25 protein-coding genes are annotated in these 26,424 nt (G+C 63.5%); 16 read left to right on the top strand and 9 right to left on the bottom strand.

The window, feature by feature from the left end; all coding sequences use genetic code 11:
• Positions 1-215 precede the first annotated feature (215 nt).
• Positions 216-1,694 (bottom strand): aldehyde dehydrogenase, encoded by a 1,479-nt coding sequence (locus FHX03_RS24635; RefSeq protein ID WP_097626243.1) that lies wholly within the window; start codon positions 1,692-1,694, stop codon positions 216-218.
• 58 nt (positions 1,695-1,752) lie between these two features.
• Positions 1,753-3,207 (bottom strand): APC family permease, encoded by a 1,455-nt coding sequence (locus FHX03_RS24630; RefSeq protein WP_183780185.1) that lies wholly within the window; start codon positions 3,205-3,207, stop codon positions 1,753-1,755.
• Between the two features lie 324 nt (positions 3,208-3,531).
• Between FHX03_RS24630 and FHX03_RS24625 the strand changes: the two genes are divergently transcribed.
• From FHX03_RS24625 to FHX03_RS24550, 16 genes are all read left to right on the top strand, one after another.
• Positions 3,532-4,317 (top strand): IclR family transcriptional regulator, encoded by a 786-nt coding sequence (locus FHX03_RS24625; protein ID WP_183780182.1) that lies wholly within the window; start codon positions 3,532-3,534, stop codon positions 4,315-4,317.
• Entirely contained in the window at positions 4,317-5,570 is a 1,254-nt protein-coding gene (locus FHX03_RS24620; protein ID WP_183855874.1) for a Tm-1-like ATP-binding domain-containing protein, read from the top strand. The genes FHX03_RS24625 and FHX03_RS24620 overlap by 1 nt, the downstream gene beginning before the upstream one ends.
• Positions 5,567-6,217, top strand: coding sequence for an HAD family hydrolase (locus FHX03_RS24615; protein ID WP_097626239.1), 651 nt, complete (start codon positions 5,567-5,569; stop codon positions 6,215-6,217). Before FHX03_RS24620 ends, FHX03_RS24615 begins: the two co-directional genes overlap by 4 nt.
• Before the next feature lie 15 nt (positions 6,218-6,232).
• Positions 6,233-7,588 (top strand): aspartate aminotransferase family protein, encoded by a 1,356-nt coding sequence (locus FHX03_RS24610; protein WP_183855872.1) that lies wholly within the window; start codon positions 6,233-6,235, stop codon positions 7,586-7,588.
• Positions 7,589-7,590: 2 nt separating this feature from the next.
• Complete coding sequence (locus FHX03_RS24605; protein ID WP_097626237.1) at positions 7,591-8,865, top strand: aspartate aminotransferase family protein; 1,275 nt, start codon at positions 7,591-7,593, stop codon at positions 8,863-8,865.
• A gap of 7 nt (positions 8,866-8,872) precedes the next feature.
• Positions 8,873-9,892 carry a phosphotransferase gene (locus FHX03_RS24600; RefSeq protein WP_097626236.1) on the top strand — a complete coding sequence of 340 codons (1,020 nt, stop codon included), beginning with the start codon at positions 8,873-8,875 and terminating at the stop codon, positions 9,890-9,892.
• Positions 9,893-9,944: 52 nt separating this feature from the next.
• Positions 9,945-10,331 (top strand): 5-carboxymethyl-2-hydroxymuconate Delta-isomerase, encoded by a 387-nt coding sequence (locus FHX03_RS24595; RefSeq protein WP_097626235.1) that lies wholly within the window; start codon positions 9,945-9,947, stop codon positions 10,329-10,331.
• 45 nt (positions 10,332-10,376) lie between these two features.
• Positions 10,377-11,894 carry a 5-carboxymethyl-2-hydroxymuconate semialdehyde dehydrogenase gene (hpaE, locus tag FHX03_RS24590; RefSeq protein ID WP_183855870.1) on the top strand — a complete coding sequence of 506 codons (1,518 nt, stop codon included), beginning with the start codon at positions 10,377-10,379 and terminating at the stop codon, positions 11,892-11,894.
• A 133-nt stretch (positions 11,895-12,027) separates the two neighbouring features.
• Entirely contained in the window at positions 12,028-13,008 is a 981-nt protein-coding gene (gene hpaD, locus FHX03_RS24585) for a 3,4-dihydroxyphenylacetate 2,3-dioxygenase (protein WP_183855868.1), read from the top strand.
• Between the two features lie 58 nt (positions 13,009-13,066).
• The gene (gene gabD, locus FHX03_RS24580) at positions 13,067-14,518 is read left to right on the top strand and encodes an NADP-dependent succinate-semialdehyde dehydrogenase (protein WP_097626232.1); all 1,452 of its coding nucleotides are present in this window, start codon (positions 13,067-13,069) and stop codon (positions 14,516-14,518) included.
• A 25-nt stretch (positions 14,519-14,543) separates the two neighbouring features.
• Positions 14,544-15,416 carry a fumarylacetoacetate hydrolase family protein gene (locus FHX03_RS24575; protein ID WP_183855866.1) on the top strand — a complete coding sequence of 291 codons (873 nt, stop codon included), beginning with the start codon at positions 14,544-14,546 and terminating at the stop codon, positions 15,414-15,416.
• Positions 15,416-16,219, top strand: coding sequence for a 2-oxo-hept-4-ene-1,7-dioate hydratase (hpaH, locus tag FHX03_RS24570; RefSeq protein WP_131711242.1), 804 nt, complete (start codon positions 15,416-15,418; stop codon positions 16,217-16,219). The genes FHX03_RS24575 and hpaH overlap by 1 nt, the downstream gene beginning before the upstream one ends.
• 11 nt (positions 16,220-16,230) lie before the next feature.
• A complete protein-coding gene (gene hpaI, locus FHX03_RS24565; protein WP_097626230.1) occupies positions 16,231-17,037 on the top strand; it encodes a 4-hydroxy-2-oxoheptanedioate aldolase in 807 nt (268 codons plus the stop codon).
• Between the two features lie 112 nt (positions 17,038-17,149).
• Complete coding sequence (locus FHX03_RS24560; RefSeq protein WP_183855864.1) at positions 17,150-17,941, top strand: SDR family NAD(P)-dependent oxidoreductase; 792 nt, start codon at positions 17,150-17,152, stop codon at positions 17,939-17,941.
• Positions 17,942-17,953: 12 nt separating this feature from the next.
• Positions 17,954-18,733 (top strand): MoaF C-terminal domain-containing protein, encoded by a 780-nt coding sequence (locus tag FHX03_RS24555; RefSeq protein ID WP_183855862.1) that lies wholly within the window; start codon positions 17,954-17,956, stop codon positions 18,731-18,733.
• 11 nt (positions 18,734-18,744) lie between these two features.
• Positions 18,745-19,134, top strand: a complete 390-nt coding sequence (locus FHX03_RS24550) for a nuclear transport factor 2 family protein (RefSeq protein ID WP_097626227.1) — start codon at positions 18,745-18,747, stop codon at positions 19,132-19,134.
• Between the two features lie 32 nt (positions 19,135-19,166).
• On the opposite strand, the gene FHX03_RS24545 is transcribed toward FHX03_RS24550, so the two are convergent.
• From FHX03_RS24545 to FHX03_RS24515, 7 genes are all read right to left on the bottom strand, one after another.
• Positions 19,167-20,111: a helix-turn-helix domain-containing protein gene (locus FHX03_RS24545; protein WP_183855860.1), complete on the bottom strand. Its 945-nt coding sequence runs from the start codon at positions 20,109-20,111 to the stop codon at positions 19,167-19,169.
• 15 nt (positions 20,112-20,126) lie between these two features.
• Positions 20,127-20,843: an ABC transporter ATP-binding protein gene (locus tag FHX03_RS24540; RefSeq protein ID WP_097626225.1), complete on the bottom strand. Its 717-nt coding sequence runs from the start codon at positions 20,841-20,843 to the stop codon at positions 20,127-20,129.
• Position 20,844: 1 nt separating this feature from the next.
• On the bottom strand, positions 20,845-21,549 hold the full coding sequence (locus tag FHX03_RS24535) for an ABC transporter ATP-binding protein (RefSeq protein WP_131711239.1): 705 nt from the start codon (positions 21,547-21,549) through the stop codon (positions 20,845-20,847).
• On the bottom strand, positions 21,546-22,583 hold the full coding sequence (locus FHX03_RS24530; RefSeq protein ID WP_183855858.1) for a branched-chain amino acid ABC transporter permease: 1,038 nt from the start codon (positions 22,581-22,583) through the stop codon (positions 21,546-21,548). The genes FHX03_RS24535 and FHX03_RS24530 overlap by 4 nt, the downstream gene beginning before the upstream one ends.
• Positions 22,580-23,446, bottom strand: a complete 867-nt coding sequence (locus FHX03_RS24525) for a branched-chain amino acid ABC transporter permease (RefSeq protein WP_097626222.1) — start codon at positions 23,444-23,446, stop codon at positions 22,580-22,582. Before FHX03_RS24525 ends, FHX03_RS24530 begins: the two co-directional genes overlap by 4 nt.
• Positions 23,447-23,515: 69 nt before the next feature.
• Complete coding sequence (locus FHX03_RS24520) at positions 23,516-24,769, bottom strand: ABC transporter substrate-binding protein (RefSeq protein ID WP_097626221.1); 1,254 nt, start codon at positions 24,767-24,769, stop codon at positions 23,516-23,518.
• 59 nt (positions 24,770-24,828) lie between these two features.
• Positions 24,829-26,424 carry a GMC family oxidoreductase gene (locus tag FHX03_RS24515; RefSeq protein ID WP_183855856.1) on the bottom strand — a complete coding sequence of 532 codons (1,596 nt, stop codon included), beginning with the start codon at positions 26,422-26,424 and terminating at the stop codon, positions 24,829-24,831.

Below are 26,424 nucleotides of genomic sequence, written 5' to 3'. Positions count from 1 at the left end.
CCCCAACGGCTCTGGCCAGTGGCCTGCCCCTTACCGATCCGGGCCGAGTCACTCGTCTCGACTCGTCCTTCGGACCCCCGTAAACAGAACGAGGGGTGCTAGGCGTGAGAGAGCAACGGAGAGGTTGCGGCTATCTCCCTTCGCCCCGCTAGCGGGGCGAAGGTGTCGGCAGGCGGATCAGCGGCTGACCGGCAGTTCGGTTGGCGCCGTTCCTCTCAGAGCTGGATCCACGCGGTTTTCAGATCGACATACTTATCCAGCGCATGCAGCGATTTGTCGTGGCCGTTGCCCGATTGCTTGACGCCGCCGAGCGGCACGCTGTTGTCGGCGCCGCCATAGGTGTTGACGTGCACGACGCCGGCGCGGATGCCGCGGACCATCCGATGGGCGCGCGACAGGTTCGATGTCCAGGCAGCGGACGCCAGCCCATATTCCGTGGCGTTGGCGATCTGCAGAGCTTCGGCCTCCGTCTCGAACGGAATGATCGACAGGATCGGCCCGAAGACTTCCTCGCGGGCAAGCGTCATCGATGGCGTCACGTCGAAGACCGCCGGTCGCATGTAATAGCCGCCGGTCTCCTCCAGGATGCGGGTGCCGCCGGTGCGCAGCAAAGAGCCTTCCGACACCGCCTGGGCGACATGGCCGAGGTCTTTCCGCAGCTGGATCTCGCTTGAGATTGCGCCGGCCTCGGTGGAAAGCTGCAAGGGGTCGCCGACCCTCATGGAGGCGGCGATGCCGGCGACCTTTTCCGAAAATTCCTGATGGATCGATTTTTCCACCAGCAGGCGGGAACCCGCGACGCAGACCTGACCGGAATTGCGGAAGATGCCGTAGGCGGAAATCTTGGCGGCCTGATCGAGATCCGGCGCATCGGCAAAGACGATGTTCGGCGATTTGCCGCCCAGTTCCAGATAGACGCGCTTCAGGTTGGAGCGCGCCGAATATTCCAGCAGCCGGCGGCCGATCGGGCCGGAGCCGGTAAAGGCGAGCACATCGATATCCATATGCAGTCCGAGCGCTTCGCCGCTGACGGCGCCGCGGCCGGTGACGACGTTGAGCACGCCATCGGGTAATCCCGCCTCGGTGCAAAGTTCGGCGAGCCGCAGCAGGGTCAGCGATGCGCCCTCGGCCGGTTTCAGCACCACCGAATTGCCGGCCGCAAGGGCCGGCGCAATCTTCCAGGCGCCGATCATCATCGGGAAATTCCACGGCACGATGGCGGCGACCACGCCCACCGGCTCGCGGTGAACGAGGCCGAGAATGTTGTCGGCTGTCGGGGCGATCTCGCCATAGACCTTGTCGATCGCCTCGGCATAGTAGCGGAAGGTGCCGGCGGCATTGCCCGGCTCGGCCTTCAGCGCCATGGAGATTTCGGTGCCGTTGTCGCGCACGCCGAGCACGGCGAGTTCAAGCGCGTTCTTCTCGATCAGTTCGGCGATCTTCAGCAGCACCTTCTTGCGCTCGGCAGGGGCTGCCCGCGACCAGCCGCCTTTTTCGAAGGCGCGCCGCGCGGCTTTGACCGCCTGATCGACGTCTTCGGCGCCGGCATCGGCGATCGTCGTTAGCTTGGTTCCGTCGATCGGGGAGATGACGTCCATCGCCGCTCCGCTGACGGCCAGGCGCCAGGCACCGTCGATAAACAGCGATTGGGGAGGAACGGGCTGCGTCCGCAACTGATCGATCTTGTCCTGCATCTCATGCTCTCACGAAAAAGGGTGGCGGAGATGATCCGCCACCGTTGATAGGGTTCGGTCAGGCTTCCTGCCCGGCGCCAAGCCGGGCAAAACCGACGGCATCCGCAGACTTCAGGCGCGCTGCGGCTAGCAATCCGACGATCCCGGCGATCAGCACGAGACCCGGCAGGAATACGCCGAGCGCGCCATTGGCGCCGGCGATGGCGCCAAAATTCGCCGAGATATAATAGACGAGCGCAAGCAAGATCAGGCCGGTGACGACAGGCAGCACCTTGACGGCCAGCACATTCCGCTCGAGCCCCGGGTTGCGGCTGAAAAAGGCGACGATCGCAAAGGCGGTGAAGGCCATCAGCAGGATGATCGCAAGCGTCGCCACATTGGTGAGCCACGAAAACAATGCGAGCACCGGATCCTGGCCCGTCATAGCAAAGAGCGCGACGACAAGAACCGCGATGACCGTCTGGATGATGGAGCCGACATGCGGGCTCTGGAAGACCGGATGCGTAACGCCGACCGACTTCGGCAGCAGACCCTCGCGGCCGGCGACATACATGTAGCGTGCAACGCCGTTGTGGAACGCAAGGACGCCGGCAAACAGACTGGTGATGAAGAGAACGCTCATCACGACGGTGATCCAGTGGCCGACATAGCGCTCGGCAAGGCCGAAGAGGAAAGTCGTGGGATCGGCGAGGCCCTGCAGTTCGGGCACGAGCTTGTCGGCGCCGGCGCCGTTCACCATTAGCCATGACGTCAGCATGTAGAAGAGGCCGATGATCAGAACCGAGATATAGGTGGCGCGCGGCACGGTCTTGTGCGGTTCGCGGGCTTCCTCGCTGTAGATGGTCGTTGCCTCGAAGCCGATGAAGGCGGCGAAGCAAAAGAGGATGCCGATCGCCGGCGTTCCGCTCCAGAAGGCGGTGGGCGTGAAGGGGGTGGCGGACAGGCCGCTGTCACCGCCCTTGGCCAGGATCGCAGCGTCAATGACGAGGACGACGAGATATTCGAGAATGACGAGAACCATCAACACCTTGGCCGAAAGATCGACTCGCCGGTAGCCGAAGACGGCGACAAAGGCGATGCCGATATAACTCCAGACCCACCAGGGAAGGTCGAGGCCGAGCTGCTCGGCGAAAAAGCCCCTGGTCGCTGCGCCGAAGAGGCCGAGGACGCCGACCTGCATGGCGTTGTATGCGAGGATCGCGATCAGCGCCGCCGCCCCGCCCATCAGGCCGCCGAGGCCTTGAGCCGTATAAGCGTAGAAGGCGCCGGCATTGCGGATATGGCGCGCCATGGCGACATAGCCGACGGCAAACAGCAACAGAATGCCGGTGACCAGCAGGAAGGTTAGCGGAATGCCCGCTCCGTTGCCGAGCATCATCGACAGCGGCACGCCGCCGGCAACCGCCGTCAGCGGTGCGGCGGCCGAAACCACCAGGAAGGTCACGGCGCCGACGCCGAGACTGTTTTTGCGCAGCTGGTTCTCTGCGGCGCTTTGCGAATTTTGCATATTCATCTGCCTTCGTTCCCCTTGTTTAAGGACATCCGATCATCGCTGCGATGCGCGCACGCGACCTCCACCAGAACCGGACTTACAAACGGTGTTTTTGGCTTTTGTTGATTTTGCCGCCGTCAGCGCTTATGGTTCATTATTTGAACCGCAGCTTCAAATATAGACTTGCAAACAATCCCGGGCTCTGTCAAGTTAATTCGCATGTTAAGTATCTTGGGTCGCTGCTATCGTGCCGCGGTACAGGGTTTGCGGGCTGATTTGACGGATGGCGTAAAGCCGGATGCAACAAGCCCGGGACATGAACCCTACTCCCCGAGAGGAAGAACGATGAGCACGATCGGAAAGGCGCTTTCATTGCTGGACACCCTGTCACGGCTGGGCAAGGAGGTGGGTCTGACCGACATCGCCCGCCTGTGTTCGCTCGACAAGGCGACGGCACGGCGCTTTCTGGTGGAACTGGAAAAACACGGTTTCGTCGAGCAGGACCCTGACAGCCGCCGCTATCGGATCGGTTCGGCGCCAGTTCGGCTCGCCCGCATCCGCGAGGCCCGCTATCCCTTCCTGCGGGTCGCTGTGCCCTTCATCAGGACACTTGCCGAATCCTCGGCGGAGACGGTGCATCTTTCCGAATTTTCAGGCGGCCGGCTGTCGACCATCCATGTGGAAGATCCACAGCGGGCGCACCGCATCATCGTCGATGTCGGCAGCATCCTGCCCTTTCACGCCACCGCGTCCGGCCTTGCCTTCCTCGCCTTCTGCCCGTCGACGGAGATCGACGCGGCGCTGCGAAAGCCGCTCGAAAAATTCACCGACCATACCGTCGTCGACCCGCAGCTGGTCCGCGGCCTGCTCGACGAGACGGCCGCGCGCGGCTTTTCCATCAGTCATCAGGGTCTCGAGGCCGGCGTCATCAGTGCCGCCGCACCCGTGCGTGCGCCTGACGGCCGGCCGATCGGCTGCGTGGCCGTCGCCGCCCCGCTCTCGCGCACCACCAAGACCGCCATTTACGAATTCGGCGCGCAGGCGATCGCCGCTGCCGACGGAATTTCAGAAAAATACTACGGGTCGGAAAGGCTCACGGGAACCAGTCCAAAAACCAGGAGGAGAGATTGATGAGCCCTGCGGCTCCCTCGCCAAAGATACTTGTCATCGGAACCGGTGACACCAAATGCGACGAACTGCAATTCATGGCGTCGGTCATCACCGAAGCCGGCGGCCGGCCTGTTATGGTCGATGTCAGCATTCTCGGCGACCCGCCCTATATTCCCGACCATTCCAAGCACGACATCGCCAAGGCGGCCGCGACCTCGATTGCGGCGATCACCGAAAACGGCGATGAAAACAGTGCGATGGCCGCCATGGCCAGGGGCGCCGCGGCCTTGACCCGCCGGCTTTACGAGGACGGGCTTGTCGATGGCATCATCGTGCTCGGCGGCTCCATGGGTACGGATCTCGCCCTCGACGTCGCCGCCGTTCTGCCGCTCGGCGTGCCGAAATTCGTGGTCTCGACCATCGCCTATTCCCACCTGATTCCGCCGGAACGAATCGCCCCCGACCTGATGATGATCCTGTGGGCCGGCGGCCTCTACGGCCTCAACAGCATCTGCCGCTCGGTGCTGTCGCAGGCCTGCGGCGCGGTCGTCGGCGCCGCAAGGCACGGAACCAAACCCGATCGCACCCGCCCGCTGATCGGCATGACCTCGCTCGGTTCCTCCTGCCTGAAATATATGAAGTATCTGCGGCCCGAGCTGGAAAAGCGCGGTTATGACGTCGCCGTCTTTCATTCCACCGGCATGGGCGGCCGCGCCTTCGAAGCCATCGCCGCGCAATCCGGCTTTGCCGCCGTCTTCGACTTCTGCATCCAGGAGGTCAGCAATCACCGCTATGGCACGGTGGTGACCTCAGGGCCGGACAGGCTCGAATGTGCCGGCCGCGCCGGCATTCCGCAGATCGTCGCCCCCGGCGCCGTCGACATGGTCGATCTTCAGGCGTGGCAGGCCCTGCCTGACATTTTCGCCGAGCGCCCCTATCATGCCCATAACCGGCTGATCGGGTCGGTGACGACCTCGCCGGAAGGCCGGCGGGAAGTGGCGCGGCTGATCGGTCAGAAGCTGGAACGGGCCGATGCGAAGGTCGCCTTCCTGCTGCCGACCGAAGGGTTGCAGGAATGGGACAAGCCGGACGAGCCGCTGCATGATCCGGAAGGCCTCGCCGCCTTCCTCGACGAAATGCGCCGCGCTGTTCCGCCCTCCGTCACCTTCCGGGAAGTCGACGCCCACATCAATTCTCCCTCCTTTTCCGCCGCAGCCCTTGCCCTTTTCGACAGCTGGGTTGCCGAAGGCATCATTCCGGAAGGACGGCCATGACAAGAGAACGCGCCCTCATCCTCGATTTCGGCGGCGTGGTCACCCGCACCCTGTTCGAGACGCATGACATCACCGAGCGGACGCTCGGCCTTCCCCAAGGCTCGCTGACCTGGCTTGGGCCGTTCGACACGGCGACCGACCCGCTCTGGGTGGCGATGCAGAACCGCGAGATCAGCGAACGCGATTATTGGCTGACGCGGGCCGGCGAGATCGGCCGAATGGTCAGAGAGAGCTGGACCGATATGCAGACTTTCGTGCGCCGCGCCCGCGGCGCCGAGCCGGAGTTGGTGCTGCGCCCTGAGGCCCGCGACGCCATCCTGCGGGCCAAGGAAGCAGGCTTGAAGCTCGCGATCCTGTCGAACGAACTCGACCTTTTCTACGGAGCCGAATTCCGCAAGCGCTTCCCGCTGATCGACCTCTTCGACGTCATCGTCGATGCCACCTACACCAAGATCCTCAAGCCCGACCCGCGCGCCTATGAGCAGGTGCTTTCCGAACTCGGCCTGCCGCGCGAGGCTTGCGTCTTTGTCGACGACCAGAAGAAAAACATCGAAGGCGCCGAAGCCGTCGGACTGCCGCATGTGCATTTCGACGTCACCCGCCCTGCCGAAAGCTATGCCCGCGCCCTTGCGATGCTGGGCCTCTGAACGAGAGGAATTGAGATGCGTGAAACCAACTTCATAATCGAAAACAACGCCCGCCACATGTGGCACCCGATGGCCCATCCGGCCGAAATGCAGGCGCAGCCGCCGCGCATCATCAACTCAGGCGAAGGCGTCGAGATCGTCGATATCCAGGGCAAGAAGGTGCTGGATGCCGTGGGCGGCCTGTGGAACGTCAATCTCGGTTATTCCTGCGAGCCGGTGAAGAAAGCGATCCGCGACCAGCTCGACGAGCTGCCCTATTATTCGACATTCCGCGGCACCACCAATTCGCCGCTGATCGAACTCTCCTACGAGCTTGCCGAATGGTTCAAGCCGGACGGATTGAGCCGTTCCTTCTTCACATCGGGCGGCTCGGATTCGGTCGAGACCTGCCTGCGGCTGGCTCGCCAGTACCACAAGATCAACGGGCAGCCGGAGCGCACCAAATTCGTCGCGCTGAAGAAGGGCTACCACGGCACGCATTTCGGCGGCGCCTCCGTCAACGGCAACCAGAATTTCCGCCGCAATTACGAACCGCTGCTGCCCGGCGTCATCCATCTGCCGGCGCCGTTCGCCTATCGCAACCCGTTCAATACGACGGATGGCGCGGAGATTGCCGCCGCGATCGGCCGGCTCTTCGAGGACGAGATCGCCTTCCAGGGGGCCGACACCGTCGCCGCGCTGATCGTCGAACCGGTGCTGGGGGCCGGCGGCGTCATCGTCCCGCACGAGACCTTCCTGCCGCTGATGCGCGAGATCTGCGACCGCCACGGCATCCTGCTGATCGCTGACGAGGTCATCACCGCCTTCGGCCGCACCGGCGCCTGGACGGGGTCGCGCCTCTGGGGCGTCAAGCCGGATCTGATGTCGACCGCCAAGGCGATCACCAACGGCTATTTCCCCTTTGGCGCCGTTATGATCTCAGACAAGGTGGCTGAGGTGTTCGAAGCCGGCAAGGGCGCTTTCGGCAGCATCGGGCACGGCTATACCTATTCCGGCCATCCCGCCGGCGCGGCCGCCGCGCTTGCGACGCTCAAGGAGACGATGCGGCTCAACGTCGCCGAAAATGCTGCGGCTCGCGGAGAAGAACTCATTGCCGGCCTGAAAAAGCTGCAGGACAAGCATGAGCTGATCGGCGACGTGCGCGGCAAGGGCCTGATGTGCGCGCTCGAACTCGTCAGCAACCGGGAGAAGAAGAGCGCCGCATCGAAGGATGTCATGCAGAAGGTTCAGGATGCCGCCTATGAGGCCGGCGCGCTGGTGCGCACTTCCGGCGCCAACGTCATCATGTCGCCGCCGCTGATCGTCACGGCGGGCGATGTGCAGACGATCCTGACGGCGCTCGATGCCGGCCTTGCCGCCGCGGGAGCCTGATCATGTCCGACAACGCTGCCCTTATCGCGCGCCGCGAGCGGCTTCTCGGCCGCAACATGTCGCTCTTTTATGACGATCCGGTCCATCTGGTCCGCGGCGAAGGCGTCTGGCTCTGGGATGCCGACGGCCGGCGATATCTCGATTGCTACAACAATGTGCCACATGTCGGCCATTGCCATCCACGCGTGGTCGAAGCGATCACCCGGCAGGCGTCGACGCTGAACACCCACACGCGTTATCTGCACGAGGGCATTCTCGACTATGTCGAACGCCTGACGGCGACCTTCGACAGCAGCCTCGACGCCGCGATCCTGACCTGCACCGGCAGCGAGGCGAACGACGTGGCGCTGCGCATGGCCCAGGCCGTCACCGGCAGGACCGGTGTGATCGCCACCAACCATACCTATCACGGCAATACCGCCGCCGTGTCGCAGCTCTCGACCCGCATGCCGCCGGTCGGCGGCTTCGGCGGCCATGTCAGGCACGTGCCGGCGCCCGACAGCTACCGCCCGCTCGGTGGCGAAGCCTTTGCCGCGGCCTTCGCGGCCGCAGTCGAGGCGGCGATCGCCTCGCTGCAGGAAAGCCCGCATGGTTTTTCCGCACTGATCATCGATCCTTTCTTTGCTAATGAAGGCTTTCCGGATCTGCCGCGGGGCTTCCTCGACAAGGCGGTGGCGGCGGTGCGCAAGGCCGGCGGCCTCGTCATCACCGACGAGGTGCAGCCCGGTTTCGGCCGCACCGGCTCTGATATGTGGGGCCATCAGCGCGCCGGCATCGTTCCCGATATCGTGACGCTCGGCAAGCCGATGGCGAACGGCCATCCCGTCGGCGGCGTCGTTGCCAATGCCGATGTGCTGAACGCCTTCCGCAAGGCCTTCCGCTATTTCAATACGTTCGGCGGCAATCCGGTCTCCTGCGCGGCCGCCATGGCGGTTCTCGACGTGATCGAGGACGAGAAACTCGTCGAGAATGCCCGCGACGTCGGCGAATATACGCGCGATGCCTTCAAGAGTCTGGCGCAAAAACACACGATCATCGGCGACGTGCGCGGCAGCGGTCTCTTCATGGGCATGGAATTCGTGGCGGACCGGGCGACGAAGGAGCCGGCCGTCGCTGAGGCGAGCCGGATCGTCAATGAAATGCGAGAGCGCGGCGTGCTGATGGGCAAGATCGGCATCCATCAATGCGCCACCAAGATCCGCCCGCCGATGCCCTTCTCCCGGGAAAATGCCGATCTGATGTTGTCGGTCTTCGACGACGTCCTGTCGGGGCTGTGAGGCTGAGATGACCGATCAATTGCCGCAAACCATCCGGGATGCCCTGCAGGAACGGGCGCTGGAAGCGCTCGACCATTGGGCGGTGCGGGCGGATGAACCGGTCCTGCTGAAATACCGGGAAAACGCCGTCTTCCGCATCACTCTTGCCGACGGGCAATCCGCCGCCTTGCGGCTGCATCGGCCGGGCTATCATGACGAAACGAGCCTGCACTCGGAACTCGCCTTCATGGCAGGACTGCGGCGCGGAGGTCTCGACGTGCCGAGCCCCGTACCAACAGGCGACGGGCGCAACCTTGTCCGACTGCCGGCAAACCGAAAGTTTCCCGAGCAGCATGCCGACGTCGTCAGCTGGATCGACGGCACGGCGCTCGGGCAGACCGGCACGCCGCTGTCGGAATCGGCCGAGACGCAGGCGGATATTTTCTTCCGCATCGGCCATGTCATGGCGACGATGCATGATCTTGCCGACGCATGGGCGCCGCCAACAGGCTTCCGCCGCCCGGCATGGGATGCCGAGGGTCTCCTCGGAGAAAGGCCTCTCTGGGGCCGCTTCTGGGATTGCCCGGGGCTTTCACGCGGCGAGGCCTCGTCGCTTTCGGCATTGCGCGACGACTTGCGGGACCGTCTTGCCAATGCGCAGCGACACGGCCTCGACTACGGCCTGATCCATGCCGATCTGGTGCGCGAGAACATCTTCCTGACGGGAAGCGAAGACGATATCGCCTTCATCGACTTCGACGATGCGGGATATGGCTTCCGCCTTTTCGATCTCGCCACGGCCCTGCTGAAGAACCGCCAAGAACCGGCCTACCCTGAAATCGAAAACGCCCTGATCGCCGGCTATCGCAACAGGCGCGGCCTTTCCGATGCGGCGCTGCAAAGCCTGCCGCTTTTCATGGCGCTGAGGAGCCTCACCTATATCAGCTGGCTTGCCGAGCGGCCCGAGATCCCGAACGCTCCCGAGCGGCTGTCGCGTTATGTCGCCGAAAGTCTGGAGCTTGCAAGAAAGCTCGATATCGACGCTTGACATCCCTCACAAATTGATTAACGTGTTAAGTAAATAAGCCGTGGGAGGACGGATGCCACATCTCACCATCGAATATTCGGCCAATCTCGACGGCCGCGCCGACATTGGTGCGCTCTGCGAGACGCTGCTGAACACCGTGCTCGAGACTGGGCTTTTCGAGATCGGTGCGGTGCGGGTGCGCGCCCTTCGCGCCGATCATTATGCGATCGCCGACCGGCTTGCCGAAAACGCCTTCGTCGACCTGAACTTCCGCATCGGCAAGGGCCGCACGACCGAGGAAAAGAAGCGCACCGGCGAAGCGATCCTTGCGGGTGCGGCGGAAGTCCTCGCCCCCCTCTTCGAGACGCCGCATTTCGCGTTGTCGCTGGAGATCCGCGAGATCGATGCGGAGCTGAGCTGGAAGAAGAACGCCATTCATCCGCGGCTGCGCGGCAAGTGACAAAACCCCGTATCGCGGGACGAGACAACATCAGGGAAACAGACGATGTCCAAACTGCAGGAAAACATCGCAAAGGCGGAAACCTACCTTGCTCGCTTCAAGGAGCGTGGCGTCCTCAACCGCATCGGCGGCGAGGATGTGGGGGGCGGTGACGGCGCAACCTTCGAGACCCTCTCGCCGGTCGATCTGAAGCCGCTCGCCACCGTCGCCCGCGGCAATGCCGCCGATATCGACCGTGCGGCCAAGGCCGCCAAATCAGCCTTTGGCGAATGGGCCGCCATGCCCGGCGATGCGCGCAAGAAGCTGCTGCACAAAATAGCCGACGCGATCGTCGCGCGCGCCGAGGAAATCGCCTTCGTCGAATGCATGGATACCGGCCAGTCGCTGAAATTCATGGCGAAGGCGGCGCTGCGCGGTGCGGAAAATTTCCGCTTCTTCGCAGATCGCGCGCCGGAGGCTCGTGACGGCAAGGCGCTGCGCGCCGACGGTCAGGTGAACGTGACGACGCGCGTGCCGATCGGCCCGGTCGGCATCATCACGCCGTGGAATACGCCCTTCATGCTGTCGACCTGGAAGATCGCGCCGGCCTTGGCCGCTGGCTGCACCATCGTCCACAAGCCGGCCGAATTCTCGCCGCTGACGGCCCGCCTGCTCGTCGAAATCGCCGAAGAGGCCGGCCTGCCCAAGGGCGTGTGGAACCTCGTCAACGGCTTCGGCGAGGACGCCGGCAAGGCGCTGACGGAGCATCCGCTGATCAAGGCGATCGGCTTCGTCGGCGAAAGCCGCACCGGCTCGATGATCATGAAACAGGGCGCCGACACACTGAAGCGGGTGCATTTCGAACTCGGCGGCAAGAACCCGGTCGTCGTCTTCGCCGATGCCGATCTCGAACGCGCCGCCGACGCCGCCGTCTTCATGATCTATTCGCTGAACGGCGAGCGCTGCACCTCGTCCTCGCGCCTGCTGGTCGAAGACAGCGTCTATGACAGGTTCACCGCCCTCGTCGCCGAAAAGGCCAGGCGCATCAAGGTCGGCCATCCCCTCGATCCCGAAACGGTCATCGGCCCGCTTATCCATCCCGTGCACGAAAAGAAGGTGCTGGAATATATTGCGATCGGCCGCTCCGAGGGCGCGACGCTCGCGGCCGGCGGCGAGAAGTTCGATGGCCCGGGCGGCGGCTGCTATGTCTCCCCCGCCCTCTTTACCGGCGCCGACAACAAGATGCGCATCGCCCAGGAGGAAATCTTCGGGCCGGTGCTGACAGCCATCCCCTTCAAGGACGAAGCCGATGCGCTGGCGCTCGCCAACGACGTCCAGTACGGCCTGACCGGTTACCTCTGGACATCAGACGTCACCCGCGCCTTCCGTTTCACCGACCATCTCGAAGCCGGGATGATCTGGGTGAACTCGGAAAACGTCCGCCACCTGCCGACGCCTTTCGGCGGCGTCAAGAACTCAGGCATCGGCCGCGACGGCGGTGACTGGTCCTTCGATTTCTACATGGAAACCAAGAACGTCGCCTTTGCCACCAAGTCGCACGCCATCCAGAAACTCGGCGGCTGAGCCGACCGCGCGCATAAGAGCGGGTCAGCTTTTCAAGAAAGCATGGAACCGCTCTTACATTTCGTTTTTACGCAATTCCGGACGGAAAACTGCTTCGCACTTTTCCTGGAAGTTGCTCTAAGAGGAGGAACCCATGCCCCTGCCGACACCCAATCTCTATCCGCCTTTCAACATCGTGCGTCTCAGCCATGTCGAACTCGGCGTCACCGATCTCGCCAAGTCCCGCGCCTTCTATGTCGATACGCTCGGCTTGCAGGTGACGGATGAGACCGCCGATATCATCTATCTCAGGGCGCTCGAAGAACGCGGCCATCACTGCATCGTGCTGAAGAAATCCGGCAAGGCCGAAGCCCGCGACCTCGGTTTCAAGGTCTTCGGCGACGAGGATCTCGACAAGGCCGCCCATTTCTTCAAGGATAAGGGCCTGCCGGTCGAGTGGGTCGAGCGCCCCTACCAGGCGCGCACTTTCCGCACCCGCGATCCGCACGGCATTCCGCTCGAATTCTATTCGAAGATGGATCGCCTGCCACCGATCCATCAGAAATATGCGCTCTACAAGGGCGTCAAGCCGCTCAGGATCGACCACTTCAACTGCTTCTCGCCGAATGTCGACGAGAGCGTCGCCTTCTATAACGAGCTCGGCTTCCGCGTCACCGAATATACCGAGGATGCCGAGACCGGCCGCCTCTGGGCCGCCTGGACGCACCGCAAGGGCGGCGTACACGACATCGCCTTCACCAACGGCCGCGGCCCGCGCCTACACCATACCGCCTTCTGGGTGCCGACGCCGCTCAACATCATCGACCTGCTCGACCTGATGGCGACCACCGGCTGGGTCGCCAACATCGAACGCGGCCCAGGCCGCCACGGTATCTCCAACGCCTTCTTCCTCTATATCCTCGATCCCGACGGCCACCGCATCGAGATCTACTGCTCGGATTACCAGACGGTCGATCCCGATCTGGAGCCGATCAAGTGGGACCTCAAGGATCCGCAGCGCCAGACACTTTGGGGCGCACCAGCTCCCAAATCCTGGTTCGAACATGGTAGCCTGTTTGCCGGCGCGAATGTGGTCGAGCCTGATCTGAAGGCACAGCCGATCATCGCGCCTTGAACGTTTACCCGAAAGCGGGCGAAATCGCCCGCTTTTCAACGTTGGCGAGGATAGAGTCATGGAATTGAAAGACGCAACATTGTTCCGGCAGGCTGCATTGGTCGGCGGCGATTGGATCGAGGCGGGGGACAATGGGATCGCGGTGGACAACCCCGCGACCGGCGAGATCATTGGCCGCGTTCCCAATCTCGGCGCAGCCGAGACCAAGGCGGCGATTGCCGCGGCCGAGATTGCGCAGAAGGAATGGGCCGCCCGCACCGCCAAGGAGCGGTCGGTCATCCTGCGCCGCTGGTTCCAGCTGATGATGGACAATCAGGACGATCTCGGCCGCATCCTGACGGCAGAACAGGGCAAACCGCTGGCCGAAGCTAAGGGTGAGATCGCCTATGGCGCGAGCTTCATCGAATGGTTTGCCGAGGAGGCGCGGCGGGTCTATGGTGACATCGTTCCCGGCCATCAGAAGGATAAGCGCATCCTGGTGATGAAGCAGCCGATCGGCGTCGTTGCCGCCATCACCCCGTGGAATTTCCCCAATGCGATGATCACCCGCAAGGCTGGACCCGCCTTTGCCGCCGGCTGCGCCATGGTGCTGAAGCCGGCCTCGCAGACGCCGTTTTCGGCGATCGCCATCGCGATCCTCGCCGAGCGCGCCGGTTTCCCCAAGGGCCTGTTCAGCGTTCTCACAGGTTCGGCCCGCGCAATCGGCGGCGAAATGACCGCAAGCCCCATCGTGCGCAAGCTGACCTTTACCGGCTCGACCGAAGTCGGCGCCGAACTCTACCGGCAGAGCGCACCGACCATCAAGAAGCTCGGGCTGGAACTCGGCGGCAATGCGCCCTTCATCGTTTTCGACGACGCCGATCTGGATGCGGCCGTGGAAGGCGCGCTGATCGCCAAATTCCGCAACAACGGCCAGACCTGCGTCTGCGCCAACCGCCTCTATGTGCAGGAGGGCGTCTATGACGCTTTTGCCGAGAAGCTCTCGAAGGCCGTCGGCGCGTTGAAGACCGGCAACGGCTTCGACGAGGGCATCAATCTCGGCCCGCTGATCGACGAGTCCGCCCTTGCCAAGGTCGAGGAGCATGTCGCCGATGCGCTGTCCAAGGGCGGCCGTGTCGTTGCCGGCGGCCACCGCCACCCACTCGGCGGGCGCTTCTATGAGGCGACTGTGCTGGCCGACGTCACCCCTGCCATGGCTGTCGCCAAGGAAGAGACGTTCGGGCCGGTGGCGCCGCTCTTCCGCTTCAACGACGAAGCCGATGTGATCGCTCAGGCCAACGACACCGAGTTCGGTCTTGCCTCCTATTTCTACGCCAAGGATCTCGCCCGGGTCTTCCGGGTCGCCGAGGCGCTGGAATACGGCATGGTCGGCGTCAATACCGGGCTGATCTCGACGGCCGAAGCCCCATTCGGCGGCGTCAAACTTTCTGGCCTCGGCCGCGAAGGCTCGAAATACGGCATCGAGGAATTCACCGAAATCAAATATGTCTGCCTCGGCGGTATCGCCTGAGGCCAAGAGAAGGCCCGAGACAAGCATGACCCATCCACGATTCCTGTCCTTTTCCAGAAACGGCCATCATGGCTATGGGCTTGCCGTCGAGAACGGCGTCATCGACCTGTCGGCTCGCCACGGCGCAAGCTGGGCGAGCCTTCGCGAAGTGATCGAGGCGGGCCGCCTCGTTCAGCTCGCCGAGGAGAGCAGATCATTAAAGCCGGATTTCGCGCTCGACGACATCCGCTTCGAAATTCCTATTCCGTCGCCGGAAAAGATTATCTGCGTCGGGGTCAACTTCCCCGACCGCAACGAGGAATATAAGGACGGTCAGGCAGCACCCTCCAACCCCTCGCTGTTCATCCGTTTTCCCCGTTCCTTCACCGGCCATGGCGAACCGCTGATCCGGCCGCCGGAAAGCCCGCAGCTCGACTATGAAGGCGAGATCGTCATCGTCATCGGCAAGGGCGGCCGGCGGATTGCCGAGGCGGACGCCTTCTCCCACATCGCCGCCCTGTCGCTCTGCAACGAGGGCACGATTCGCGACTGGGTGCGCCATGCCAAGTTCAACGTCACCCAGGGCAAGAACTTCGATCGCACCGGCGCGATCGGCCCCTGGCTGATCCCTTTCACCGATGCCGCTCAGCTCGAAGACATCAAGCTCGAAACCCGCGTCAACGGCGAGGTCCGCCAGAGCGACCGCACCAGCCGGATGATCTTCTCGTTCCGCAAGATCATCAATTATACCTCCACCTTCACCATGCTCGTTCCCGGCGACGTCATCGTTACCGGCACGCCGACAGGCGCCGGCGCCCGCTTCGATCCGCCGATCTGGCTGAAACCCGGCGATGTCGTCGAAGTCGAGGCCGACGGCCTTGGCATCCTGAAAAACACCATCGCCGACGAGGTGTTGTGATGCTGTCTGAGGATGAAATCCAGGCGGCCGCCGAAAGCCTCGACCAGGCTGAGCGCACCCGCATCCAGGCCGGCCTTCTGTCGCTGAGGCATCCCCGAATGGATATGGACGACGCCTATGCCGTACAGAGCGCCTGGATGAAAAAGAAGATCGCGGCCGGCCGCAAGCCAATCGGCTGGAAGATCGGGCTGACCTCGAAGGCGATGCAATATGCGCTCAACATCGACATCCCCGATTCCGGCGTGCTTCTCGACGACATGATGTTCGAAGACGGCGCCACCGTGCCGGCCGATCGCTTCATCCAGCCGCGAATCGAGGCGGAGATCGCCTTCGTCATGAAGGCGCCTTTGCGCGGGCCTGATATCTCGATCTTCGACGTGCTGAACGCCACCGATTATGTGACGCCGGCGCTCGAAATCCTCGACACCCGCATCCTGCGCGTCGATCCGCAGACGAAGAAGCCGCGCACCATCGTCGATACCATTTCCGACAATGCCGCCAATGCCGGCATCGTCACCGGCGGCCGCGCCGTGCGGCCCGGGGAGATCGACATGCGCTGGATGGGAGCGATCGTCAGCCGCAACGCCGAGGTCGAGGAAACAGGGCTTGGGGCGGGCGTCCTCAACCAGCCTGCTCGCGGCGTTGCCTGGCTCGCCAACCGGCTGGCGCAATATGGCGATGGCATCGAGGCTGGACAGATCGTGCTGGCTGGTTCATTCATCCGTCCGATCGAGGCACGGCACGGCGATACCATCAACGCCGATTTCGGCCCTTACGGCTCGGTCAGCCTCTATTTTGCATGAAGGAGTGAAACATGCCGGCGCCCAAAAACCTCTTCAAGCAAGCCCTGAAGGAGGGGCGGGCGCAGATCGGCCTCTGGCAGGCGCTCGCCAGTCCCTATACGGTCGAGATCTGCGCCGGCGTCGGTTATGACTGGCTGCTGCTCGATGCCGAACATGCGCCGAACGACGTGCCGCTTCTCGCCTCGCAGCTGCAGGCGATGAAGGGATCGGCAAGCCATGCGGTGATCCGCCCGCCGGTCGGCGAGACCTGGATCATCAAGCAGATGCTCGATATCGGTGCGCAGACGCTGCTCATTCCGATGGTCGACAGCAAGGAGATGGCGGAGGCCATGGTCCGCGCCGTGCGTTATCCGCCGCAGGGTGTGCGCGGCGTCGGTGCCGCCCTTGCCCGCGCCTCCGATTTCAACCGCATCCCCGATTATCTCCAGACCGCCAATGACGAGATCTGCCTGCTGCTGCAGGTCGAAAGCCGGGCGGGACTCGCAGCGCTCGACGCGATCGCGACGACCGAGGGCGTCGACGGCGTTTTCATCGGCCCGTCCGATCTCGCCGCCGACATGGGCTATCTCGGCAGACCGGGCGCGCCCGAAGTGCAGGCCGAAGTCGAAAAGGCGCTTGCCAGGATCCAGTCGCACGGCAAGGCCGCCGGCATCCTGATCGGCGATCTCGCCCTTTCCAAGCGCTATCTCGAACTCGGCGCCACCTTCGTCGCGATCGGCAACGACGTCATGCTGCTCGCCAATGCCACGGCCAAGCTGCTTGAGGATTTCCACAAGACCGAACCCGCCAGGCCGGCGGGCGACGTGAAGGTCTACTGACCTCCCGCATTCAGCATCGTTTTGCACGCTCAGTCAAAACGGACTGCACAGCTGGACAGGACGCCTCCCGGCCTTTCGACCATGATGATCGAAAGGTCCAGGAGGAAGAGATATGCGTTTCAGCAAGAAGACAGCGCTGATCACCGGCGGCGGCACGGGCATCGGCGCCGCCGTCGCGCGGCGCATCCGTAGGGAAGGCGGCAACGTCGTGCTCGTCGGACGGCGCCCCGAACCGCTTCGCGCCGTTGCCGATGAGATCGGCGCCACCGTCATCACCACCGACGCGGCCGATGGCATTGCGATGCGGAAAGCGCTCGAAACGGTCGTCGAGACTTTCGGCGGGCTCGATATCCTGATTGCCAATGCCGGCGGCCACGGCGTCGGGCCGACGATCAGCATGTCTGACGAGACCTGGGATCTCGCGGTTCGGCTCAATTTGAACACCGCCTTCGTCAGCGCCCGCGAATCCCTCCCCTATCTGATCAAGAACAAGGGCAATATCGTCGTTCTCGCCTCGATTGCCGGGCTGTTCGCCGGGCCGGATGCGGCGGGCTACGTCACCATGAAGCATGCCTGTATCGGGCTCGCAAAATCGCTGGCGCGCGACTACGGCCGCAAGGGCGTGCGCACCAACACCGTCTGCCCGGGATGGGTGACGACTGACATGGCCGACGAGCAGATGCAGATAATCATCGAGAAGTTTAGGCTGAAAAGCATCGAAGAGGCTTATGCGCTCGTCACCAAGGACGTGCCGCTCGGTCGCCCCGCGAGTACCGAGGATGTCGCCAACGCCGTCTGCTTCCTGGCCTCCTCGGACGCCTCAATGATCAACGGCGCGATCCTGACCGTCGACGGCGGAGCCGGCACGGTCGATCTGCCGACCCTCGCCTTTGCAGAATGCTAGGAGGAGACAACGATGAACGAAAATCCGAAGGATTGGAAAACCTACGACGAATTCGCCTATGGCATCGACACGAACCGCCTGCCGGCGAGCGAAGCGCTTTCCGGCTCTTCCTATAAGATCGGCTTCGACGACGGCCGCCGGCTCGACCTTGCCTTCGGCAGAGGCGAGGCCAGATGGTCCGACGGCAAGGAAAGCGCAATTGACAAGGCTGAGGTGATCGAGGTCGCGCCGAATACCTATTTCATCGAAATCGTCTTCGCCCGCCGCCCGAGAGAAGCCGAAACGCTGATCCTCAATGTCGAGACCCGCCGAGCGTTTTCGATCTATTCGATCGTCCGCGACGCGAGGGATGCCGTCGGCGAACCGCAGGTGGCGCAGATCTTCCGGCCCGGCGTCATCGAAGGTGGCACTTCAAGCGGGCCGGCGCCGGCCGAAAGCCGTGATCTCATCGGGCTCAGGGCGCATTTCACCTATAGCCCCAACCATGTCTACGAACACACCTACCTCTCCGCTGAGCGCTACGCCTGGCAGTGCCTGGTCGGCGTCCAGCGCGGCCATGGCGATGTCGACCTGACAACCACCTACAAGTTCGACGACAACCAGTACGTCTTTACCTTCCGGGAGTTCAAAATCGCGGTCGCCTCCACCTTCTTCTACAATTTCAACGATATGCGCTCGACCGGTAAATTCCTCGGCATTACCGGCGACGGACGCATCCAGAACAGTCCTGCCGGCGCCTTCATCCGCAAGGCCTCGATGACCTATTACCTGCCGGGCCAGGAACCGGTGTGAGAGACAGAACCATGAAAACAGCTTTCGACATGGTGAAGGCGCATTACGACGCCAACGACCGCCGCGATATAGACGGGATGCTGGCCGACATTGCGCCCGACTGCCGCTGGACCGAGATGGACGGCTTTCCCTGCGCCGGCACCTATGTCGGCCCGCAGGAGGTCTTTAGACACGTCTTCCAGGCCCTCGGTGAGGCATTCGATGGCTACACCTTCAAGCTGGAACGTCTTCTCGACGCCGGCGACGATGTGATCGCCATCGGCGACTACAGCGGCACGCACCGGCAGACCGGTAAATCCTTCAAGGCCCGCGTCGTCCATGCCTGGCGTGCCGCGGACGGCAAGATCCGGCGCTTCGAGCAGTTTACCGATACGCTGCGCGTCGCGGAATCGATGCGATAAGAATCTGGGCGGCTCGGCGCAGACCGGCCGCCCTACAAAAGCGCAGCCTTGCGCCATTGCGACGGCGAAACGGCGTAGCGGGCGCGGAAAGCCCGCGAAAAATGCGCGCTGGAGGAAAAGCCGAGCGCAAAGGCGATCTCGGATATCTCGCCGCTATGGCCGGCGGCTTTGCGCAGCCTGGCCGCAGCCTGCTGCAGGCGCAGGTCCCAGATATACTCGGACGGCGTCAGCCGTTCGGTCTCGAATGCGCGATAAACGTAACGCACCGAGCAGCCCATGCGCCGCGCGATCATGGCGACGGTCAGATCCGGCCGGGCGATATTCCCGGCGATGAAATCCTTGATGCGCGCCAGCAGCAGATCGAGGGGATTGGCGACCAGTCCCTCCGGCCGCCCCTCGCCGATCATCGTGCGAACGAGATCGATCATCGTCTGGCCGACGCTCGAACGCCGCGCTTCGTCGAGATGGCCGATCTCGTGCATGGTCGTTTCCATCAGCGACAGCAGAATACCGCACATGCCGTCATACTCGGCATGCGCGGTGAAGGGTGCTGCCAGCCGCTCGACCGCGGCCTGCGGCAATGCCTGCCGCGGCAGTTGCAGCAGCAATTGGCGGACCGGCGTGCTGTTGGTCAGCACATAGGGCCGGCGCGGATCATAGATCACAAGCGCATCGGTGGAGATCGGCGCGTGCAAGCCACCCTGGGTGATCGAGGCGCTGCCTTCGGCCTGCAGGATCAGCTTGATCGCGTCGGGATCGTCAGGCCTGGCCGTCACCCGCTCGCCGAAAACCATATGCCGATCGGCTTCCAGCCGCGTCAGCCGGCAGGCTCCCAGCATAGCGGAGAGCATCGAACTCTTCTCCTCGTCGGCTGCCGTGAAATCGAGCTTGACATTGCCGAACAGCGTGCGGGCAAGCCCGGCGAACTCCTGGCCCCGAGCTGTCTCGATAGCGCGGTGATCAGCGGAAAAACGCATAACAACCTCCTCACTTCAGCTCGCCAGATAGGCGCCATGGAGGATGTCCGGCTGGGCTTTCAGCGTCGCGGCGGGACCGTCGAAGACAAGGCGGCCGCGCTCCAGCACGAGGGCCTTATCGGCGAGATCCAGCGCGAGATTGGCGAATTGCTCGATCAGCAGCACGCCGATGCCGCCGGCAGCGGCAATCTTCAGCGCCTCGGCCAGACGCTTGACGACGGCAGGCGCCAAGCCGAGCGAAAGCTCGTCGACGATCATGAAACGTGGCTTTGCGACGAAAGCCTGCGCCATCGCCACCATCTGCTTCTGACCGCCGGAGAGATCGGAAGCCGACTGACGCCGGCGCTCGGCAAGCTCAGGGAATATCTCATAGGCGCGCTCCAGCCCCTGCCGGCGGGCAGTCGCCGCAGGATCGAGCGCGGCGACGAGGATATTGTCCTCCACCGACAATTGCCCCAGCACGCGGTGCCCTTCCGGAACGAGCGCAAGGCCTGCCCGACGAATGCGGTCGGGCACAAATCCTTCGAGTGCGATGTCTCCCAGCCGCACCGCGCCGCCGCGCGGCAGAACACCTGCCATGGCCATGACCGTGCTCGATTTTCCCGCCCCATTGGCGCCGAGCAGGGTCGTCACCTCGCCGGCCGCGACCGAAAAGGAAATGTCATGGATGACGCGTTTGCCGCCGCGTTCGACGACGAGGTTTTCGACGCGGACCTCGGAATTCCCGCTCATCTCAGAACTCCCCCAGATAGGCGCGCCGCACGTTCGGATCGGCAAGCACGGTCTGCGTCGGGCCGAGGGCCAGCAGCTTTCCGTAGTCGAGCACCATGGTCTCGCTGCACATGGAGCGGATAAGATCGACGTCGTGATCGATGACCAGAATCTGCGCCCGGAATTCCGCGGGGATGCGCAGCACCAACTCGCGAAACGCCTTGCCCTCCTCCTCGGTCAGACCGGCGGCCGGCTCGTCCAGCAGGATCAGCTTCGGCTTGCCGACGACACATTTCGCCAGTTCGACCAGGCGGCGCTGGAAGAGATTGAGCGATTGCCCCAGCCGGTCGGCAGCCGCGCTGAGTCCGACGAAGGAAAGCGCCTCGTCCACGGCTTCGGAGCGATGCGGCGCGCCGACCACATGATCGGCGATCGCCGCGATATTGCCGGCGACGGTCAGGTCCCCGACCACCTGTTCGGTCTGGAACGAGCGGCGCAGGCCGGCGCGTACGCGCTGCAGCGGCGTCATCGGCAACAGCGCCTGGGCGCCGAGCGACACGGTCCCCTGAACCGGCCTGATGAAACCGGAGAGCACGTTGAGCAACGTCGTCTTGCCGGCGCCATTCGGGCCGATCAGGCCCGCGACCGGTGCGGTGAGCACGGCGCTGAGCTCGTTGATCGGCTTCACCCCACCGAACTGGACGACGAGATTGTCGATGGTGATCATCGTGCCCTCCCCCTTGATAGGCCGCTGTTCAGACGGGCGATCAAGCCCGCGATCTGGCCGGCTATGCCGGTCGGCGCGGTTGCCAGCGCATGGAACAGGGCGACGCCGAAAATACCGATCGTGATATAACCGTCGATGCCGAGATCGGTCAGCAGCGCCGGCACCGCGCGCAACAGAAGCCCGGCGATCAGCGCGCCGTACCAGTTGAAGACACCGCCGACGATGGCGAGCGCAAAGAGGTTGAGGCTCTCGAAGGCGCCGAAGGCGCGCCCGTCGAGCTGGCCGACATTGCCGGCCAGCAGCCCGCCGGCAAGGCCGGCGAGCAAGCCGCTGAGCGCAAAGGCCCAGGCCTTGTAGATGAGAACGTTGACGCCGCTGGCGACGGCGACAGTCTCGCCCTTGCGGATCAGCGCCCAGGTCCTGCCGGGACGCGCAAGCTTATGCCATTGCGCGATCAAAAGACCGATCGCAGCTGCCGCGCACACATAGAGGAAATAGGCAACCTCGCCGTCGGCGATGACAGGCCTCGCCAGCATTTCGCGTCCGGAGCCGTCCGCCCGACCGAGAAAGCCAGGACCGCCATCAGGGAAACCCCAAGCGCTGATGATTATCTGGAAGCCGCCGGCGAGCATTAGGGTGACGAGCGCGAGGTAGAGACCACGCAGCCGCAAGGCCGGCACGCCGAAGGCGAGCCCGACCGCGGAGGCGACGATGCCGCCGGCAAGCAGGCTGACCTCGAAGGGTGGATGAAAGGCGTGACCGATGCGCAGCGTTACCCAGCCGCCGACACCGACGAGGGCAAACTGGCAGAGCGAAACCAAGCCGAGCTGGCCATAGAGAATGGCAAGGCCAGCAACCGACAGCGACAGCGCGACGGCCGACGTTGCCGCCGAAAGCCAGAAGGAATTGGCGAGAAGGACGACCACAGCCGCGAAGAGCGCCGTCGTCACGGGGACATGCAGAAGCTGTTTCGGCAGGCGCATTGTCGACAGGCCTTCAGCGTTGGAGGCGATTGTTTGCGGCTGAACGCTCATCGGTCTTTCAACGCGGCCTTCGCCGTGCCTCCGAGGATCGTGACGGCGGCGAGCGCGATGATAAAGGGCGCCGCCGCCCGATAGGGCGATATCCAGGCAATCGGGGTCAGCGCCGCCTCGGCAATGCCGATCAGAATGCCGGCAGCCGCCGTCTCCCAAAGCGACCGCAACTGGCCGAGGATCGCCGCGGCAATGGCGGGAATGACCAGCAGGGTCAGGAAGGTGCCCTGCAGGCGCACGAGATCGGCCAGCAGCAGGCCGGCAAGGCCTGAGAAGATGCCGGTGATGATCCAGGCGGCGGTCTCGGTATGGAGGACGCGCACGCCGAGGACGGCACTGAGATCGCGGTCATTGGCCAGTGCGCGCATATCGAGGCCGAGCCGCGTGCGAGAGAGCAGCAAGGTGATCGCGACGACCATGGCAACGGCTAGAAGAAGGGCGATGATGCGCGTGTAGGTCAGGCGCACGGCAAAGAGCGAGACGAACATCTGGTCGGTCGGAAACTGCAGGCGGCGCGGCAGCTCGCCCCAGACGACACCCATGACGGCGATCAGAACCAGAGCCGGCGCCAGTGTGCCGACGGCGCGCACGACGGTATCGCGATGCGACAGCATGGGAGCGAAGATCCGCCCGTAGAGAAAGCTGATTGCCGTCGAGACCACGACCGCCGCAAGGATGGCGACGATGAGCGGAACCTTCCACTCGAGCAGCTGCCAGGCGCAATGCGCGCCCATCGCACCAAAAGCACCGAAAGCGAAATTGAGAACGCCGGTCGCGCGAAACAGCACGACGAGTCCGACACCCGACAGGGCATAGACGGCGCCGATTCCAAGCCCGGAAATGACGAAGGGAAGAATATTCATAACCCGATCCTCTAGCACTCGCCCGGCTCCGCGGGGTAGCAGCCGCGGAGCACGATGGCAGTCGCAGGCTCAGTTGATGCCCGCGGACTTTTCGAAGGCGCGGATGTCCTTCAGCTCGGGGTCCGGCGACGGCGCGCAGTCGGAGACGACTTTCCACTTGCCGGCTTCGCTGACGGCCATGCGCGTGGTCGAATTGGCATTGTGGCGAGTCTGGCCGTCACCGAAGTACCAGGGGGCACAGAAAATATCGCTTTTGAAGCCCTTGATTCCTCGCACCGCAGCCGACGCCGTCTCGCGGTTGACGTTGGCGGGATCGAGCGTCATCAGTGCCGTCTCGGCGATCCGTGCAGCAAGATAGCCGGCCTGGGCGAAGGTGTCGCGCGGATCGGACTTCTGGCCGTACTGATCCATGACAGCGAGCCAGTTCTGATTATCAGGCGTCGTCGCCTCGAGATCGTTGAACTCCATGTTGACGATGAAATTGCCGTCCCAGCCGGCGCCGATCGTGCCAGGCACCGAGAGATCATAGGCGGAGGCGGCGCTCAGGAACTTGATGCTCTGGTTCAGCCCCTGTTCTTCCGCAGCGGTCAGCAGCGGCACGGTGACGCCCTTGGGCAGGCCGAGAATGATCACATCCGGCTTGGAAGCTGCCGCCTGCAGGATGGTCGATGTGGAATCGGCGGTGCCGGGATCCATCAAGATCGTCTCGGCCGTCAGGCCCTTCTCTTTGGCGAGCTGAATGATCCCGTCGCAGGACCAGGTGCCGACATTCGGGATGTTCGGCCCGATGCAGACGACCGACTTTGCCTTCAGTTGATCGAGCGCATAGCCCATTGCGCCGAGCATCGACACGCGAGGACCGGCATTGGTCGGGGCATAGTTCGCCGCGAAGAAACATTCGCGGGGAACGCCGACGCCGGCGACGACGAGAATGGCGGATTTCTTGTAGAAATCGGCATTGGCGCCGCATTCGACGAAACTCGAATTGCCGACCATCAGCACGGCCTTCTCGTCATTGACGAGCTTGGCGGCGAGCTGTGCTGCTATCTCAGGATTCCACTGGTCGTCCTCGACCAGATATTTCACCGGCCGTCCCTTGATCCCGCCGTTGGCGTTCAGGCAATCGAAATAGGCCTTGGCCGCCTTGGTGGAATTGGAAAAATCATCCGGTCCCGTCTTGCCGGTAATCGCGCCGACCACAATTGCTTCGCCGGTTGCCGGCTTACCGCTATTGTCGCCGCAGGATGCTGCAGCATTTGCGCTGAACGCCGAAAAGAGCGTCAGGAAAAGGCCGATTACCAGCCCTTTTGGATTGATAGGCATTGTCTCCTCCAGTGTGTTGTCCCGCTCCCCACGGGATATTACGATCGGCGATACCAGGCTCAGCCGGAAATCGCCTTCCCTGTCATGAAGGCGGCAGCCTTTGCCGCAATCATCATCGTCGGCGCGTTGGTATTGCCCGACACCAACGTCGGCATCACCGAAGCGTCGCAGACGCGCAGCCCCTCGACGCCGCGCACCTTGAGGTCCGGTCCGACCACCGCCATGCGATCGTCGGCGCGGCCCATGCGCGCAGTTCCCGCCGGATGGAACACTGTTTTGGCTGATTGGCGGATGTAATCGCGCAAAGCCTCCGGATCCTTTTCGGTCCCAGGCTTCGGCAGCACGCGGCGCTTCACCAGCTTGGCAAGCGCCGGCGCATCGAGGATGCGGATCGCCGTTTCGACACCGCGCACCAGCGTCTCGATATCGGCGGGATCGGAAAGCAGATTGGCGTTGAAATCCGTCTGCTCCCTGGGATCGGCGCTCTTCAGCTTGATCCAGCCGCGCGACCGCGGCCGCAGATAACACGGCCCGATGCTGAGACCGTGGCCGGGCTCCGGTTCGCGGTCGACGAAGCCGATCAGCACCGGCAGGACATGGAACTGTACATCCGGCTGGCCGGTGCCTGCGGTATCGACGAAGCCGCCGCACTCGACGACGTTCGATGACAGCAGCCCGCGACGCGAGGTGAGGTAACGCAGCATGTGGCCGGCGGCACGCAGACCCTTGTCATGACCGAGGATCGAGATCGGCTCGCGCGTCTCGCCCTGCACCGGCACTTCGAGATGATCTTGATAATTGGCGCCGACACCAGGCAGGTCGGCAACGACCTGGATGCCGAGCGAGGTAAGATGCGCACCGTCGCCGATCCCCGACAATTGCAGGATCTTCGGCGTGGCGATGGCGCCTGCGGTGAGCGCGATTTCGCGCGACGCCTTGAAGATCGTTCCATCGAGCAGTTCCACGCCGACCGCCCTCTGCCCCTCGAACAGCAGGCGCGCCACCTTGCGCTCCGTCAGAACGGTGAGATTCGGCCGCTTCTCCGCTTCGCGCAAAAAGGCCTGAGCCGAACTCCAGCGCCGGCCGCCATGGGTGGTGCTCTGATAGAAGCCGACACCCGCCTGATCGGCGCCGTTGAAATCGTCGTTCTGGGGAATGCCGATTTCAGTCGCCGCCTTGACGAAGGCCTCGCTCAGCGGGTGGCGGTGGCGCGGGTCGGAGACGTGCAACCCACCCTTCTTTCCGTGGAAATGGCCGTTCAGCCGCTCGTTCTGTTCCAGCGAGCGGAAAGCTGGAAGCACGTCGTCATAGGACCACCCCTGGCAGCCCATTTGCGACCAGGTATCGTAGTCGTTGCGATGTCCGCGAATATAGATCATCGCATTCACCGAGCTGCCGCCGCCGAGCACATTTCCCTGCGGCACGATGCACGGCCGGCCGTTCAAGCCCTTGTCGGGGTTCGATGCGTAGGGATGGATGTCGATGCCCTTGCCCAGCACCTTGAAGAAGGTCGCGGGTATATGGATCCACGGATCGGCGTCGCGGCGGCCGGACTCGATCAGCAGGACCTTATGCGCCGGATTTTCCGACAGGCGGTTCGCCAGCACGCAGCCCGAGGATCCGCCTCCGACGATGATATAATCGTAAGTCGTCAT

Origin of the sequence: Rhizobium sp. BK456, assembly GCF_014194045.1 — a bacterium.
Classification (GTDB): Bacteria; Pseudomonadota; Alphaproteobacteria; order Rhizobiales; family Rhizobiaceae; genus Rhizobium; species Rhizobium redzepovicii.
Note: the sequence above shows the minus strand (reverse complement) of the source record. Positions and strands in the feature narration are given on the sequence as shown.

Bases quoted from the DNA above. Each gene is read 5' to 3' on its own strand.
- FHX03_RS24635 (WP_097626243.1), bottom strand. From the start codon at position 1,694: ATGCAGGACAAGATCGATCAGTTGCGGACGCAGCCCGTTCCTCCCCAA.
- FHX03_RS24630 (WP_183780185.1), bottom strand. From the start codon at position 3,207: ATGAATATGCAAAATTCGCAAAGCGCCGCAGAGAACCAGCTGCGCAAA.
- FHX03_RS24625 (WP_183780182.1), top strand. From the start codon at position 3,532: ATGAGCACGATCGGAAAGGCGCTTTCATTGCTGGACACCCTGTCACGG.
- FHX03_RS24620 (WP_183855874.1), top strand. From the start codon at position 4,317: ATGAGCCCTGCGGCTCCCTCGCCAAAGATACTTGTCATCGGAACCGGT.
- FHX03_RS24615 (WP_097626239.1), top strand. From the start codon at position 5,567: ATGACAAGAGAACGCGCCCTCATCCTCGATTTCGGCGGCGTGGTCACC.
- FHX03_RS24610 (WP_183855872.1), top strand. From the start codon at position 6,233: ATGCGTGAAACCAACTTCATAATCGAAAACAACGCCCGCCACATGTGG.
- FHX03_RS24605 (WP_097626237.1), top strand. From the start codon at position 7,591: ATGTCCGACAACGCTGCCCTTATCGCGCGCCGCGAGCGGCTTCTCGGC.
- FHX03_RS24600 (WP_097626236.1), top strand. From the start codon at position 8,873: ATGACCGATCAATTGCCGCAAACCATCCGGGATGCCCTGCAGGAACGG.
- FHX03_RS24595 (WP_097626235.1), top strand. From the start codon at position 9,945: ATGCCACATCTCACCATCGAATATTCGGCCAATCTCGACGGCCGCGCC.
- hpaE (WP_183855870.1), top strand. From the start codon at position 10,377: ATGTCCAAACTGCAGGAAAACATCGCAAAGGCGGAAACCTACCTTGCT.
- hpaD (WP_183855868.1), top strand. From the start codon at position 12,028: ATGCCCCTGCCGACACCCAATCTCTATCCGCCTTTCAACATCGTGCGT.
- gabD (WP_097626232.1), top strand. From the start codon at position 13,067: ATGGAATTGAAAGACGCAACATTGTTCCGGCAGGCTGCATTGGTCGGC.
- FHX03_RS24575 (WP_183855866.1), top strand. From the start codon at position 14,544: ATGACCCATCCACGATTCCTGTCCTTTTCCAGAAACGGCCATCATGGC.
- hpaH (WP_131711242.1), top strand. From the start codon at position 15,416: ATGCTGTCTGAGGATGAAATCCAGGCGGCCGCCGAAAGCCTCGACCAG.
- hpaI (WP_097626230.1), top strand. From the start codon at position 16,231: ATGCCGGCGCCCAAAAACCTCTTCAAGCAAGCCCTGAAGGAGGGGCGG.
- FHX03_RS24560 (WP_183855864.1), top strand. From the start codon at position 17,150: ATGCGTTTCAGCAAGAAGACAGCGCTGATCACCGGCGGCGGCACGGGC.
- FHX03_RS24555 (WP_183855862.1), top strand. From the start codon at position 17,954: ATGAACGAAAATCCGAAGGATTGGAAAACCTACGACGAATTCGCCTAT.
- FHX03_RS24550 (WP_097626227.1), top strand. From the start codon at position 18,745: ATGAAAACAGCTTTCGACATGGTGAAGGCGCATTACGACGCCAACGAC.
- FHX03_RS24545 (WP_183855860.1), bottom strand. From the start codon at position 20,111: ATGCGTTTTTCCGCTGATCACCGCGCTATCGAGACAGCTCGGGGCCAG.
- FHX03_RS24540 (WP_097626225.1), bottom strand. From the start codon at position 20,843: ATGAGCGGGAATTCCGAGGTCCGCGTCGAAAACCTCGTCGTCGAACGC.
- FHX03_RS24535 (WP_131711239.1), bottom strand. From the start codon at position 21,549: ATGATCACCATCGACAATCTCGTCGTCCAGTTCGGTGGGGTGAAGCCG.
- FHX03_RS24530 (WP_183855858.1), bottom strand. From the start codon at position 22,583: ATGAGCGTTCAGCCGCAAACAATCGCCTCCAACGCTGAAGGCCTGTCG.
- FHX03_RS24525 (WP_097626222.1), bottom strand. From the start codon at position 23,446: ATGAATATTCTTCCCTTCGTCATTTCCGGGCTTGGAATCGGCGCCGTC.
- FHX03_RS24520 (WP_097626221.1), bottom strand. From the start codon at position 24,769: ATGCCTATCAATCCAAAAGGGCTGGTAATCGGCCTTTTCCTGACGCTC.
- FHX03_RS24515 (WP_183855856.1), bottom strand. From the start codon at position 26,424: ATGACGACTTACGATTATATCATCGTCGGAGGCGGATCCTCGGGCTGC.